Raw genomic sequence first — 14317 nt, forward strand, 5'->3', positions numbered from 1 at the left:
TTCTCCGCAAGTAACCGAAAGATTAGCAGAAAATCCGGAATGAATCCGTTTTCTAATGTGAAAGATTCACGCGTTTTATTGATTTCGTGAATTGGCGCGATCCTGTACATTGTTGCAGTGAATGCTGAGGCTTGGCCCCGGCGAAATGGCGCGTGCTGGAGTGGTGTAATGGATATCTCCCGGGTGGATCTCAATCTTCTGGTGTACCTGGACGTGCTGCTCCGGGAGCGCAATGTTACCAAGGCCGCGAATCATCTGGGTATCACCCAGCCGGCCATGAGTAATGGCCTGCGGCGACTGAGGGATCTGTTCGGCGACCCGCTGCTGGTGCGCACCAGCGAGGGTATGTCGGCCACCGAACGTGCGCGGGAGTTGCAGCCGCTGGTGCGGAGCATACTGGCGGATATCGAGCAGGCGGTGCAGGAGAAAACGCCATTTTCGGCGATGGAAAGCCAGCGGGTATTCCGCATCATGGCCAGTGACTACGCCGAATCCTGCCTGATGCCGCGAGTGCTTCGGCGGATCCGTCAGGAGGCACCCCACGTCACCCTGGATGTTCTGACCCCCAGTGACGTCAGCTTTCTGGACGTGGAGCAGGGGCGTCTGGATATGGCGATCAACCGGTTCGACAAGATCCCACAGTCGTTTCACCAGAAAACCCTGTGGACCGAATACTTCGCCTGCCTGATGAATGCGCGTAATCCGATTCTCAGGGAGCCATTTACGCTGGACACCTACCTCGATGCCAGCCATATCTGGGTGAGCAAAACCGGTTTTGGTGTTGGGGTGGGGGTTAATCCGAAAGATGTGCAACGGTTGGGATGGGTCGATGAAGCCTTGTCACTGATCGGTCGGAAGCGCCAGATATCTGTGTTTACCCGGCATTACCAGGTGGCGATGCTGTTGGCCGAACAGCACGACCTGATTGCCACGCTGCCATCCCGGGCGGCGTGGCTTCAGAAAGACAACGCCAACCTGGTGGTGAAAGTGCCGCCTTTCGATATCCCGCCGTTTGAGCTCAAGATGGCCTGGAGCCCGTTGCTGCAACACAACGCCGACCATCAATGGCTGCGAAAACTGATTGCCGAAGTGGCGGAGGAGGTCGATGCGGAGTTTGCACCATTCGGTGCGCAGTTCGAGTCTGCCGACATTCCGGGGCCCCATCGGTCAGAGCGGTAGATCCCTGAGTTCCAGCGAGCGGCGTCCGGCCTCCCACATGCGCACGAAGGTTTCCCCGAGCAGCTTGACCCTGCCGCCGTTGGCGAAACTGGCAAAGCCCTCCGGTTTGTAAAAGTCGTGGCGGTACAGCACGCCCTCGCGATCCACAAGCATGAAAGGCTGGTCGGTCACTGGATAGTCGGGATTCACCAGGCGCAGCTCGATCCGGCTCGGTAGTCGTCTCATCAGTTCTACAATCTGGTGGCGACGCTTGATCAACGGCTTGTCGTCATGGATCAGCAGGCGGATTTCACTCAGTCGATGGCGGCGGGCCAGAGCTGACAGCAGCTCCCGGAACTGGTGGCGATCATAAATGTCGTGATCCAGCAGCCGATCATACAGCCAGAGCCGCTGGCATGCCTGGCCGGCCAGGGTGTCCAGCAGGGTAATCATGTGGTGTTCCGCGGAAAACAGCCAGGAAGGCCGGTCCTCGCCCAACAACAGCGGGCAGCTACGTTCGCCGGACTCGGAGGCGATCAGCCCCGGTGCAAGGCAGCGCATATCCACGTGGGGGATGCCGGCGTCGTCATACAGGTCCGAACAGACATGAAAGCCAGCGCGCTGATAAAAGGCGACCGCGTGTCGCTGGGCGGAGAGCCGCAGTTCATTGAACTGCTCCCCGGCGTCCCGGATCAGTTGGCGAAGCAGGGCTTCACCGACGCCTTGACCCCGCCATGGCGGCAGCACGGCCATGCGGCCGATGTGCGCGGTCTCGTCCAGCGTGGAAAACAGACGCGCTACGGCGACCGGTTCATTGTTTGTCGTCACCGCCAGGTAGTGGTCTGCGATTTCATCGGTGGCGTCCCATTCCAGGTGTGGCGGCACCCGCTGTTCGTCAACGAAGACCCGCTGCCGTATATCGCGAATGTGCCCCGGCGCCAGTTGCCAGCTGTATTTGCGGATACGTATCGGTGTCATTCGAAATACACAGATCCCTGGTTGCAGAGGTGGCTGAGCAGGCCACCGATGGCGGGATCCTCAACCAGCGTGGCCAGTCTGCTCGTGTCGATGCGGGCGCCAGCGCAGAGCAGCGGCGCGAGCGGCCTGGCATCGCCTTTCAGCAGGTATTGCTCGCCGTCCACAAACAGGGCGATTTCCTCGCCAAGGTCGTGATACGCAAACCGTGAGCCTTCGTTCCAGCGCAGTCGGGCACCATCCTGAACCTGCTCGCACAGAACCTCCGGCGTGATGGGCTCGTCCGGAGGCACCACTATCTCCATGCTCTTGGGCGCCGTGGTGTATTGCCCGAACCACAGGGAGAGTTGGCGCCGGTCGTTGAGCTTGTGGTGGATGACGTCAGCAACTCGGTCGATCACCTCCGGCGCAATGGTCCCGGGGTTGTGCTGCACCTCAAGGTCCGGATCGGTCAGATGGTCGGCCGCATCGGACTGAGCGCAGAGGAAGTCGGTGAAGCCGGTGAGAATATCGTCGACGGTGGGGGCGCGAAAGCCGACCGAGAGCGTGATGCAATCGTCTTCCGCCACGCCGTAATGGCCAATGCCGGGGGGCAGATAGAGCATGTCACCGGGGGCCAGGGTCACCGTCTCCTCGCCGGTCCAGCTACTGAGAATGCGCAGGGGCGTGCCGTCTACCCGAGGGGAGGTGTGGTCACAATGGCCACCAAAGGTCCAGCGACGGTGTCCCTGGGCCTGCAACAGAAAGACGTCATACTGGTCGAAATGAGGGCCTACACTGCCGCCTTTGGGCGCGTAGCTGGCCATAATGTCGTCCAGGCGCCAGTTGGGTACAAAACGGAAGTGCTCCAGCAGGTCCGCGATGTCAGGGACCCAGTGATCGAGTCCCTGGACCAGCAACGTCCAGTCATGCTGCGGCAGGCTGCTGAAGCGGTCCGGGCTGAAGGGACCGTTGTGAAGCTGCCAGGGCTTGCCATCGTCGTTCTCGATCACCAGGCGTGATTCCACGCCCTCTTCGCAGGCAAGTCCCGCCAGTTCATCGGCAGACACCGGGCATTGAAAGTCCGGAAACGCCTGGCGGATGACCAGCGGTTTTTTCTGCCAGTACTGGTTCAGGAATTGCGCTGCTGAGATTCCGCCGAGCATGTCCATAACGCGTTTTCCACTATCAGATGTTTTGCGCCTGATCGACGGCGTTGCCGATGTAGGAGCCAGGGGTCAGTGCCATCAGTTCGGCTTTGGCGGCCTCGGGAATGTCCAGAGACTCCACGAAATTCTGGATCACTTCCGGTGTCATTGCCTTGCCGCGGGTCAACGCCTTGAGTTTTTCGTAGGGCTTCTCGATGTTGTACCGACGCATAACGGTCTGGATCGGTTCTGCCAGAACCTCCCAGGCGTGGTCGAGATCGTCGTTCAGTCGTGCCGGATTGATTTCCAGCTTGCCAAGGCCTTTCAGGGTAGCCTCGTAGGCAATCAGACTGTGGGCAAAACCCACGCCCAGGTTGCGCAGCACGGTGGAGTCGGTGAGGTCACGCTGCCAGCGGGAGATCGGAAGTTTGGCAGACAGGTGGCTGAACAGCGCATTGGCGATGCCCAGGTTGCCCTCGGAATTCTCGAAATCGATCGGATTCACTTTGTGGGGCATGGTGGAGGAACCCACTTCGCCCTCGACCGTTTTCTGCTTGAAGTAACCCAGGGAGATGTAGCCCCAGACGTCCCGGTCCAGGTCGATCAGGATGGTGTTGAAGCGGGCGATGGCGTCATACAGCTCAGCGATGTAATCGTGGGGCTCGATCTGGGTGGTGTAGGGGTTCCAGTCCAGCCCCAGGCTCTCGATGAAGTCCTTGGCGTTCTGCGCCCAGTTAATGGTCGGGTAAGCCGACAGGTGTGCGTTGTAGTTGCCGACCGCACCGTTGATTTTACCCAGCAGTTCGGTCGCGCGAATCTGCTTGAGTTGGCGCCGCAAGCGGTGAACAACGTTGGCGAGCTCTTTGCCCACGGTGGACGGTGAGGCGGTCTGGCCGTGGGTGCGCGACAGCATCGGCTGCTCGGCGTGGTCATGGGCCAGCTGTGCCAGTTTGTCCACAACCCGGTCCATGGCCGGCAGCAGGCCGTGGTCCAGACCCTCCCGCAGCATCAGTGCGTGAGACAGGTTGTTGATGTCCTCGGAGGTGCAGGCGAAGTGGACGAATTCCGTCACGGCATGCAGTTCCGCCACATCTGCGATTTTTTCCTTGATGAAATACTCGACCGCTTTGACGTCGTGATTGGTGGTGCGCTCGATGTCCTTGATGCGCTCTGCATCCTCAAGACTGAATTCGCCGACCATGCGATCCAGGAACGTGGTCGCTTCCGGAGAAAACGCGGGTACTTCGGTGATTTCGGGGTGTGCGGCCAGCTTTTGCAGCCAGCGGATTTCGACGGTCACCCGGTTCCGGATAAGGCCATATTCACTGAAAATGTCACGGAAAACGCTGACTTTACTACCATAGCGTCCGTCGACCGGGGAAATGGCGGTCAGGGCGGTGAGTTCCATCGAAAACCTCTCAAATCATCTGGGAATGGGTCAAAAAAGGATTGGCGCCTATGATACACCAGCGCTGTGTGCGAATCAGTCGTAAACCGCCCGGTTGGCTTTCTCGGCCAGTTCCCTCGCGGTGGCAATGACCTTGCGCCGGGAAAAAACCAGCTGCCAGCGACGCCCACCGCTCTGGCGCCACAGCACAGCGGAACGGATGCCGGCCAGCAGCAGCGCCCGCACCCTGGCGGCATTCTCCTCCCGCTGCAGCGTGGCGGGGTCACCGGTGACCTGAATACGCATACGGAAGGTGCTGATGGTATCGGCGTACACGGACGCCAGGTTGGCCACCAGGTTGCCGTGGAGGTAACCAAAATGACTGGCGGTGTGGCGCGCCTGATCAATGCGGCTTCCGATGACCGCCATCATGTCTTTGTCGCGGTTGAGCTTGGATTCGAGGTGAATCAGGTTGAGGGCGTAGCGCAGCACCTCGATGTCCTGTTGTTTGCTTTGCTGGCTCATGACGTTCGCCAGCGTGTTGAGGCCCTCACGCAGGTCCTTGAGTTCGCCACCGTAGACATCCAGCGTGGTGTCCGGGCTGGTTGCAAACAGCGATCGCACGGACGTTTCAAAGCTGGAGTCGGCGCACCGGCCGGTGTGAGCCACTTGCTGGACCTGGGCCGCGGCCTGGAACACGCCGGCCAGCGCCAGTGTCTGGTCGTGGAGGGATCGACTCATGCCGTTTCTCCGTCGGCTACGGCCCGTTCGGGGCGCGCTTCGCCGTCACGCCAGGTGTGCTCGATGACACCGCCGCCGAGGCAGACGTCTTCCTGATAAAAAACCACGGACTGACCAGGGGTTACCGCCCGCTGGGCGTCATCGAAGACCACCGTGACACCGCCGTCGCTGAGGGTGACCACGCAGTCCTGATCGGGCTGGCGGTAGCGGGTTTTGGCTTTACAGCGGAACGTGGTGGCCGGGGCTGCTCCCGCTACCCAGTCGATCTGACCGCTAACCAGGCCGCGGGAATACAGTAGCGGATGTTGCTTGCCCTGAACCGCGATCAACACATTGCGGGTCAGATCTTTTTCTGCCACATACCAGGGCTCGTCACCGAAGTCGCTCAGGCCGCCAATGCCAAGGCCCTGGCGTTGTCCGATGGTGTGGTACATCAGCCCTTGATGACGCCCGATGATCTGGCCGTCCGGTGTTTCGATGTTGCCGGGTTGGGCAGGCAGATACTGCTTCAGGAAATCGCTGAATTTACGTTCGCCGATGAAACAGATGCCGGTAGAATCTTTCTTGTCGTGTGTCACGAAGCCCTGTGCTTCGGCGATGCGCCGCACTTCCGGTTTCTCCAGCTCACCCACGGGGAACAGGGTGCGGGCGATGCGGTCGCCGGAGACGGCGTGCAAGAAGTAGCTCTGATCCTTGTTGGGATCGAGTCCTTTCAGCAGCAGGGCCTGGTGGGAGCCATCGTTGAGCGGGCGCTGGCGGGTGTAGTGGCCGGTGGCAATGAAATCGGCGCCCAGCGTGACAGCGTAATCGAGAAACGCCCGGAACTTTACCTCCTTGTTACAGAGGATGTCCGGGTTGGGGGTGCGTCCGGCACGGTACTCCGACAGGAAGTGCTCGAAAACCCGATCCCAGTATTCGGCCGCAAAGCTGGCAGTGTGGAGCTGAATGCCGATGGTTTCCGCTACCGCCTGCGCGTCGGCAAGGTCGGTCATCGCAGTGCAGTATTCGGTGCCGTCGTCCTCGTCCCAGTTCTTCATGAACAGGCCTTCCACCTGATAGCCCTGGTCTTTCAGGAGCCAGGCGGCTACAGATGAGTCGACGCCGCCGGACATGCCAACGATCACGCGGGTATTTTCAGGAACGTGTGTCATAGTTAACCGTGCTGCCCACTGTAAAGAGCGCCGCAGTTTACCATTGTTGGCCGGTTACGTCTCAGCGTCCACGACGACATCGAGTGGGAAGCGGCGCCCGTTTCGGTAATCTTCTATGCACTTCAGCACCAGTGGACTGCGAAGCTTGTCGCCGAGGCTGCCCACCTCGTCAACCGTAAGCCAGTGGGCAGCAATGATGCCGTCGTCCAGTCTCTCCGAGACTTTTTTCACGGCTCTGGCTGAATAGCAGAAGCGGTAGTAGGTGACGCCGTTTGCCGGTGCCTTGTATGTATACAGGCCCAGAAAGTGGGTGGGCTCTACCTGCCAGCCGGTCTCTTCGAGGGTCTCGCGGCGCACCGCATCCAGAATCGCTTCGTCTTCCTCGATGTGCCCGGCCGGCTGGTTGAAAACCACAAGCCCACTGCTGATTTCCTCGACCAGCAGAAATCGGCCATCATCGTCTTCTACGATGACGGCAACGGTGGCGTGGGGTGTCCAGGTCATGATTTGGCGTGCCTCCGTCTCTTATTCGTGCTGTTCTTTCGCGTTTTACCCTGCCGACGAACACCTGCCGGTGCAGCGGGCGGGTGAATCGTCAGCGTGCGGAATTCTCCGGGCGCCAGGTTGTCCAGGCTCCAATCGCCGATGCGATAACGTATCAGCCTCAGGGTCGGAAAGCCCACGGCGGCGGTCATCCGTCGCACTTGCCGGTTTTTGCCTTCCGTAATCGTGAGTTCGAGCCAGGAGGTGGGAACAGATGGCCGGTGGCGAATGGGGGGCTGCCGCGGCCAGATGACTGGTTCGGGCATGTCTTCAGCCAGAGCCGGCTTTGTTTTTCCATCCTTCAGCACGACGCCTGTGCGCAAGTGTGCCAGAGCCTCGTTGGTAATCTGACCTTCAACCTGAACCCAGTAGGTTTTTGGCATTTTCTGCCGGGGTGAGGCGATACGGTTCTGAACCTGTCCATCATCGGTGAGCAGGAGCAGGCCTTCTGAGTCGTAATCAAGGCGGCCGGCCGGGTAGACATCAGGAGTCTTGATCCAGTTCGCGAGCGTGGCTCTGGCTTGCCCATCGGGGGTGCTGTCAGTGAACTGACTCATCACCTGGAAGGGCTTGTTGAAAAGTATGAGAGATGCCATGGCAAGAGCGTAGCGGAAGCGGTCGGTGAGGAAAAGCAGAAATCGGGTTGCCGGCACGCTCGACAGCGAGGGCCTCTCGCCATCAGGTCCTTGTGACTGTTGTGACCGCAGGGCAGCACCGTGGCCGGTTGCCCGGCCATGGTGACCCTTTGCTCCGGTCAGGCCAGCGATCTAGTGCGTCGTTCGCGATTCAGGCGTTAACGACCCGCGGTTCACTCCGGAAGTCGTTATCGTCGCGGTTGCTCTCAGCAGCCGCTTCGGACTTCTTTTCCGGGGATTCCTCCGCGCCTGATTGCGCGCTTTTCTGTGCCTGCTCTTCCGGCACAATATTCACAGCATGAACGCCCTTGTCACTGGGCTTCTTGTCAAAGGTTACTGTTTGACCGGCCTTGAGGGTTTTGTAGCCGTCCATTTGAACCGAGGAGAAATGAGCGAACAGATCATCGCTACAACCTTCCTCGATAATGAAACCATAACCCTTGGCATTGTTGAACCACTTTACTTTGCCCTGTGGCATGATGAACTCCCCTGTTCTTTCGCTGTCAATCACTGTTATTAGCATTATTTCCGTGCGTTATGCCTTGCACGGGTGACACCGGGTTACCTGATACGGATGCCTTTTCAGATACATAACATGACGCCGGTTTACATTATTTTACATAGCTCCTGTACTGTTGACCAATATTGACCGGTAGTCAATAGCAGTCATTGCGGGAATGTATGGTTGAAGAGGGGGCTGAAGCGTTATCATGCGCGTATTGATAACCAGCGCACGTCCGTTCAGCCTGTTGGCTTGAAAACCGGACGACTCACAACCACCTTACAAGCAAGGGCACCGATTTCCGGTAAAGAATCATGAGGACTATCCAGAATTCTCTACTAGTATTGAATCAGGGGGACGATGAACAACAGCCAGGCCATCCGGGACACCAGGATGATTTGAGCGTTGCCCCCGAGAAGCCCGCTCTCAAACGCCCTGCGCGCTTTCGGGTGATGCTTCTGAACGACGATTACACCCCCATGGATTTTGTGGTTGAGGTGTTAATGAAGTTCTTCGGTATGAACGAAGAAAAGGCGACGCAGGTGATGCTGCTCGTCCATACGCAAGGAAAAGCCGTATGTGGGGTATATACCCGTGACATCGCGGAGACAAAGGCGGCACAGGTGAACCAGTATTCTTCGGAATGCGAGCATCCGCTCCTTTGCGAGATTGAACGTGCGGACTGATAGACCCAGGGGTGGCCCATGCTGAGCAAAGATCTTGAAATTACGCTGAATACGGCCTTCAAAAATGCCCGTGACAAGCGCCATGAGTTCATGACAGTGGAGCATCTTTTGCTGGCGCTGCTGGATAATGAATCGGCGGTGGGCGTTCTCAAAGCCTGCGGGGCAGACCTGAAACAGCTTCAGGATGAACTCGTCGAATTTGTCGATTCCACAACGCCATTGATTCCAAGCAGCGACAGTGAGCGCGAGACCCAGCCGACCCTCGGTTTCCAGAGAGTGTTGCAGCGCGCTGTGTTTCATGTGCAGTCGTCCGGCAAAAAAGAGGTGACCGGTGCCAATGTGCTGGTGGCCATCTTCAGTGAGCAGGAAAGTCAGGCTGTGTACGTGCTCAAGAAGCAGAGCATTGCCCGTATCGACGTGGTGAATTTTGTCTCCCACGGCATTTCCCGTGTCCAGGGAGCTGAGGATCAGGATGGCAATGACCAGGCCTCCCACGAGGAAGCGGCCGAGGAGGGTGGTTCATCCCGGCCTCTGGAAAGCTACGCGACCAACCTGAACGAGCAGGCGCGCCAGGGCCGCATTGACCCGCTGATCGGCCGCGAACACGAAGTGGAGCGAGTGGTGCAGATTCTGGTGCGCCGCCGCAAGAACAATCCGCTGCTGGTGGGTGAGGCTGGTGTCGGCAAGACCGCCATTGCCGAGGGTCTGGCCAAGCGCATTGTGGACGGACAGGTGCCGGATATTATCTCCGATGCCGTGGTCTACTCCCTTGATCTTGGAGCGTTGCTGGCCGGCACGAAGTACCGGGGTGATTTCGAGAAGCGTCTGAAAGGCCTGCTGGCGGAGCTCAAGAAAGAGAAGCATGCCATTTTGTTCATCGACGAAATCCACACCATCATCGGAGCGGGTTCAGCGTCGGGCGGTGTCATGGATGCATCGAATCTGCTCAAGCCGATGCTGGGCTCTGGTGAGATTCGCTGCATCGGTTCCACCACATTCCAGGAATTCCGGGGCATCTTCGAGAAAGACAGCGCCCTGGCGCGACGCTTTCAGAAGATCGATGTGAATGAGCCGAGTGTTGAGGATACCTACCAGATCCTCAAAGGCCTGAAGCCGAACTTCGAGAAGCACCACGACCTCAAATACACCGACAAAGCGCTGCGCGTGGCTGCCGAATTGGCGGACCGCTACATCACCGATCGCCATCTGCCGGACAAGGCAATCGATGTGATCGATGAAGCCGGTGCCCGTCAGCGTTTGATGCCTGAGGGCAAGCGTAAGAAAACGGTGGATGTGCCGGACATTGAAGACGTGGTCGCCAACATTGCGCGTATCCCGCCGAAGAACGTGTCCACCAGCGATAAGGATCTGCTCCGTAATCTGGAGCGCGATCTCAAAATGGTGGTGTTCGGACAGGATCCGGCCATCGAGTCGCTGTCCACAGCCATCAAACTGGCGCGGGCCGGTCTGAAGGCGCCCGAGAAGCCCGAAGGCGCATTCCTGTTTGCCGGCCCGACCGGTGTCGGTAAGACGGAAGTGACCAAACAGCTGGCCAAGGTGCTGGGCATCGAGCTGGTGCGCTTTGATATGTCCGAGTACATGGAGCGTCATACCGTTTCCCGTTTGATCGGTGCTCCTCCGGGCTATGTGGGCTATGACCAGGGCGGTTTGCTCACCGAATCGGTGAACAAACACCCCCATTGTGTGCTGTTGCTGGACGAGATCGAGAAGGCGCACCCGGAAGTGTTCAACCTGCTGTTGCAGGTGATGGACCACGGCACGCTGACTGATAACAATGGTCGCAAGGCGGATTTCCGCCACGTAATCCTGGTGATGACCACCAACGCCGGTGCCGAGAGCATGGCCCGTCGGTCAATAGGCTTCAATGAGCAGGATCACAGTTCGGACGGTATGGAAATCATCAGCAAAACGTTCACGCCTGAGTTCCGTAACCGCCTGGATGGCATCATTCAGTTCGCCGACCTTCAGAAGCACACCATCACCCACGTGGTGGACAAGTTCCTGACCGAGTTGCAGGCACAGCTGGATGAGAAACACGTGGTTCTGCACGTGGACGAACCGGCAAAGCAGTGGCTTGCAGAGAAAGGGTACGACGTCACCATGGGTGCACGACCCATGTCCCGCCTGATTCAGGACAAGATCAAGCGGCCGCTGGCCGAGCAGATTCTGTTTGGCCGGTTGTCAGAGAAGGGAGGCGACGTGCACATCCACCTGCGTGACGATGAGCTGGTGTTCGACTACGAGGACGAGCCAGCCGAGGCAGTCTGATACCCGCGGCTCTGCCACTTTCGAAAACCGCGCTCCGATGGGCGCGGTTTTTTTATGTGCACACTTCATCAAATTGGCCGCTTTTCAGCTGCCCGGCCGACAGTGCCGTCAATCCATTCCATTCTGATTTCTGTCAATTTGGGTGTCCCAATCGGGGCTGATGCCGATTTCGGCTGTGTGACCCCTTACAAACAATAATGACAAGGAATCAGGACGAATGAAGGTATGTGCTGCACTGTTGGCAGGCGTTATAAGTCTGTCTGTCTGGACCCCCTCTGTAGCTGCTGTGGAAAAACAGTTCTGCGTCTTCGATGTGGCCGGTGCCGCCGGCTTTGTTTATAAAACGCTGCAGGAATATCAGCGAAAGATGATCAAGACCGGCGTCAAGCTGTCGATGAAGCCCTACACCGATGAAGATCAGGCGGTTGACGATTTTCGCGCCGGGCTCTGTGACATTGTTGCCCTGACCGATATGGGGGTTCGCCACTTCAACGATTTTACCGGCTCCATCAGTGCTATCGGTGCGGTGCCTTATTACGAAGATTTGCGGGTGCTGATGCACATTCTGTCCAGCCCGCGGGTGGACGAGCACCTGGCCCAGGACGGTTATGAGATTGTGGGTGTGGCTCCGATGGGTGCCGCCTATCTGTTTGTGAATGACCGCAACATTGATCATGTGGACGCGCTCAAGGGCAAGCGCATCACTGTGTTTGAGGGCCACCACGATGCCCGTCACATGGTGGAGTACGTGGGCGCGGTCCCGGTGGACGCGAAGATCTCGAACTTCGCACGCCTGTTCAACAACGGCGAGGCGGATATCAGCTACGCGCCGGCTGCGGCTTATGAGATTCTGGAGATGTTTCGTGGCATGGGCGACCGCGGCGGTATCGTCAAATACCCGGTGGGGCAGGTGACCATTCAACTGGTCGCCAGAAACGGCGAGTTCGATGACCGCTTTGTGCGCCAGTCACGCAAGACCGTTTCAAGACTCTATCCGGAAGCCATCCGGGTCATTCGTCAATATGAGAACTCGATACCGGCGGATCGCTGGGTGGATATTTCACCACAGGCCATTGCCGGTTATCAGGAAATGCTGCGCAGCGTGCGTATCGACATGCAACAGTCCGCGGAAAGCAGCGGAATGCTTGCCGCTGGCGTCTATGACGACAACATGATGACCATATTGCGGAAAGTCAGGTGCTATACCAACCCGGGTGCGGGTGAGTGCAGCGCTGAAGACAGGGAATAGGCGCGACAGAAATGAAAAAGCCCCGGAACCCCGGGGCTTTCAGATGTCACGTCGGTGATTAACGGGCGCGGTAAACGATGCGGCCCTTGCTGAGGTCGTAGGGAGTCAGCTCAACTTTCACCTTGTCTCCGGTCAGGATGCGGATGTAGTTCTTGCGCATCTTGCCCGAGATGTGAGCTGTCACAACGTGGCCGTTGCTCAGCTCGACACGGAACATGGTATTCGGAAGCGTATCAACAATTACGCCTTCCATTTCAATGACATCTGATTTCGCCATTCAGTAGAAACCTCGTTTGGAATTAACTTACCTGGATTTTAAATTGCGCAATTCTGCCTGATTTGTCGCCATTTAGCAAAATCAGTTGCGTGTCAGTACCTGCCAGTGCCCTTCCCGCAGGGCCTCGATTGGCTTGAAGCGGGTCTTGTAGTTCATTTTCCGGCACTCGCGGATCCAGTACCCCAGGTACAAATGTGGTAAATCCCGCGCCCGTGCCGTCTCGATCTGCCAGAGAATAGCAAAGGTACCGATGCTGCGATGCTCAAAGGCAGGATCAAAGACGGTGTAAATGGCGGACAGTCCGTCATCCAGCATGTCCACTGCGGCCAGGCCGATCAGCTCGTCATTGAGGCGGATCTCCACAAACCACGAGTCGGTTGCGCCTTCAACCAGAAAAGACCTGAACTGCTCCCGCGAGGGCGGGTACATGTCACCGTCGGCGTGCCGATGTTCGATGTAGTGTGCATAAAGCCGGTAATAACGCTCGGTAAAGCAGGCGGGCACCAGCTCGCAGGTGAGGTCGGAGTTCCGCTCAAGCACCCGGCGCTGGCTGCGATCGGGGCAGAAATCGTCCACCCGCAGGCGAACGGGAATGCAGGCATTGCAGGCTTCGCAGTGGGGGCGGTAATAGTGGGACCCGCTGCGGCGGAAACCGAGGGCCGTGAGCTGGCTGTAGAGCTTTTTGTCAATGTTGGCCCGTGGGTCCACGAACATGGTCGTGGCCTCCCGGTCTGGCAGGTAGCTGCAGTCATGTGGTGGTGTCGCAAAGAACACCAGGGTCCTGAGGTTACTCATGCACTCCTCCGGCCCCGGGCCAACGCCACTGGATCTGCCAGGAACCGTGGCTCGGGGAGCGGTCAACACCTGCTCTGAGTATAGATAAAAACTCGCTTCTGGGAATGCTTCTGGCCCCCATTTTCAGCAGGTGACTGCTTTCGACCTGGCAATCCATGATCCGGTATCCCCAGAGAGCCAGCTGGCACGCGAGGTGAACCATCAGCACCTTGGAGGCGTTGGTTTCCAGTGAGAACATGGATTCACCGAAAAAGCACTCGCCGATGGCCAGTCCGTACATGCCGCCCACCAGATCACCGGCCGGGTTCCACACTTCGATGGAGTGGGCGACTCCCTGATGGTGTAACCGGGTATAGCTACGGGTCATGTCATCGGTGATCCAGGTGCCCTCATCGCGGGTGTCGGCACACAGGCGGATAACGCTGGCAAAGTCCTGGTCGGCGGTCACCCGGAATCGGCCGCTGTTCAGGGTGCGTCTCAGGCTGCGGGAGATGTGGATTTCGTCGGGGAATAACACGCACCGTGGGTCGGGGGACCACCACAGGATGGGCTGGTCGTCGCTGTACCAGGGAAAGATGCCGTTGCGGTAGGCGAGGATCAGGCGTTCGGTAGACAGGTCTCCGCCCAGGGCCAGCAGGCCATCGGGTTCGTCAAGGGCTTCCTCGGCGGGGGGGAACCAGAGATGGTCGGGGTCTATCCAGGGTAGTGAAGTCATTCGGGTCCGCTGCTTTCAGTTACGTGCAAACCGGATTCCGGGGGATCGGCCTTCGGGCACAAGCTGCTGAAACACGCTGTGGATACG

The 14317-nt window shown here is 58.4% G+C and carries 15 protein-coding genes; 4 read left to right on the forward strand and 11 right to left on the reverse strand.

Annotated elements, in window-relative coordinates; genetic code table 11:
- Window positions 1-168 precede the first annotated feature (168 nt).
- A complete protein-coding gene (locus tag R0125_RS06015; RefSeq protein ID WP_248180975.1) occupies window positions 169-1179 on the forward strand; it encodes a LysR family transcriptional regulator in 1011 nt (336 codons plus the stop codon).
- Here R0125_RS06015 and R0125_RS06020 read toward each other — a convergent pair.
- From R0125_RS06020 to R0125_RS06055, 8 genes are all read right to left on the reverse strand, one after another.
- Window positions 1168-2136 carry a GNAT family N-acetyltransferase gene (locus R0125_RS06020; protein WP_317237499.1) on the reverse strand — a complete coding sequence of 323 codons (969 nt, stop codon included), beginning with the start codon at window positions 2134-2136 and terminating at the stop codon, window positions 1168-1170. The genes R0125_RS06015 and R0125_RS06020 overlap by 12 nt on opposite strands.
- Window positions 2133-3284: a cupin domain-containing protein gene (locus R0125_RS06025; RefSeq protein ID WP_317237500.1), complete on the reverse strand. Its 1152-nt coding sequence runs from the start codon at window positions 3282-3284 to the stop codon at window positions 2133-2135. The genes R0125_RS06020 and R0125_RS06025 overlap by 4 nt, the downstream gene beginning before the upstream one ends.
- Before the next feature lie 16 nt (window positions 3285-3300).
- Complete coding sequence (gene purB / locus R0125_RS06030; RefSeq protein WP_248180978.1) at window positions 3301-4668, reverse strand: adenylosuccinate lyase; 1368 nt, start codon at window positions 4666-4668, stop codon at window positions 3301-3303.
- A 75-nt stretch (window positions 4669-4743) separates the two neighbouring features.
- Complete coding sequence (gene hflD / locus R0125_RS06035) at window positions 4744-5388, reverse strand: high frequency lysogenization protein HflD (RefSeq protein ID WP_317237501.1); 645 nt, start codon at window positions 5386-5388, stop codon at window positions 4744-4746.
- On the reverse strand, window positions 5385-6539 hold the full coding sequence (gene mnmA / locus R0125_RS06040; RefSeq protein WP_317237502.1) for a tRNA 2-thiouridine(34) synthase MnmA: 1155 nt from the start codon (window positions 6537-6539) through the stop codon (window positions 5385-5387). The genes hflD and mnmA overlap by 4 nt, the downstream gene beginning before the upstream one ends.
- Before the next feature lie 54 nt (window positions 6540-6593).
- Window positions 6594-7043, reverse strand: coding sequence for an NUDIX hydrolase (locus R0125_RS06045; RefSeq protein ID WP_248180981.1), 450 nt, complete (start codon window positions 7041-7043; stop codon window positions 6594-6596).
- Window positions 7040-7678: a pseudouridine synthase gene (locus R0125_RS06050; protein WP_248181029.1), complete on the reverse strand. Its 639-nt coding sequence runs from the start codon at window positions 7676-7678 to the stop codon at window positions 7040-7042. Before R0125_RS06050 ends, R0125_RS06045 begins: the two co-directional genes overlap by 4 nt.
- 190 nt (window positions 7679-7868) lie before the next feature.
- A complete protein-coding gene (locus R0125_RS06055) occupies window positions 7869-8195 on the reverse strand; it encodes a cold shock domain-containing protein (RefSeq protein ID WP_317237504.1) in 327 nt (108 codons plus the stop codon).
- A gap of 338 nt (window positions 8196-8533) precedes the next feature.
- Here R0125_RS06055 and clpS point away from each other — a divergent pair, with 338 nt between their 5' ends.
- The 3 genes from clpS (at window position 8534) to R0125_RS06070 (ending at window position 12443) form a co-directional block, all read left to right on the forward strand.
- The gene (gene clpS, locus R0125_RS06060) at window positions 8534-8905 is read left to right on the forward strand and encodes an ATP-dependent Clp protease adapter ClpS (protein ID WP_248180982.1); all 372 of its coding nucleotides are present in this window, start codon (window positions 8534-8536) and stop codon (window positions 8903-8905) included.
- Between the two features lie 18 nt (window positions 8906-8923).
- A complete protein-coding gene (clpA, locus tag R0125_RS06065) occupies window positions 8924-11194 on the forward strand; it encodes an ATP-dependent Clp protease ATP-binding subunit ClpA (protein WP_248180983.1) in 2271 nt (756 codons plus the stop codon).
- A 286-nt stretch (window positions 11195-11480) separates the two neighbouring features.
- Window positions 11481-12443 carry a putative solute-binding protein gene (locus tag R0125_RS06070; RefSeq protein WP_410797562.1) on the forward strand — a complete coding sequence of 321 codons (963 nt, stop codon included), beginning with the start codon at window positions 11481-11483 and terminating at the stop codon, window positions 12441-12443.
- Window positions 12444-12501: 58 nt separating this feature from the next.
- On the opposite strand, the gene infA is transcribed toward R0125_RS06070, so the two are convergent.
- From infA to aat, 3 genes are all read right to left on the reverse strand, one after another.
- Complete coding sequence (infA, locus tag R0125_RS06075) at window positions 12502-12720, reverse strand: translation initiation factor IF-1 (protein ID WP_008938619.1); 219 nt, start codon at window positions 12718-12720, stop codon at window positions 12502-12504.
- A gap of 81 nt (window positions 12721-12801) precedes the next feature.
- Window positions 12802-13515, reverse strand: a complete 714-nt coding sequence (locus R0125_RS06080; RefSeq protein ID WP_248180985.1) for an arginyltransferase — start codon at window positions 13513-13515, stop codon at window positions 12802-12804.
- On the reverse strand, window positions 13508-14230 hold the full coding sequence (aat, locus tag R0125_RS06085; protein WP_248180986.1) for a leucyl/phenylalanyl-tRNA--protein transferase: 723 nt from the start codon (window positions 14228-14230) through the stop codon (window positions 13508-13510). Before aat ends, R0125_RS06080 begins: the two co-directional genes overlap by 8 nt.
- Window positions 14231-14317 lie beyond the last annotated feature (87 nt).

Origin of the sequence: Marinobacter sp. M-5 (assembly GCF_032911545.1) — a bacterium.
Taxonomy (GTDB): Bacteria; Pseudomonadota; Gammaproteobacteria; order Pseudomonadales; family Oleiphilaceae; genus Marinobacter; species Marinobacter goseongensis.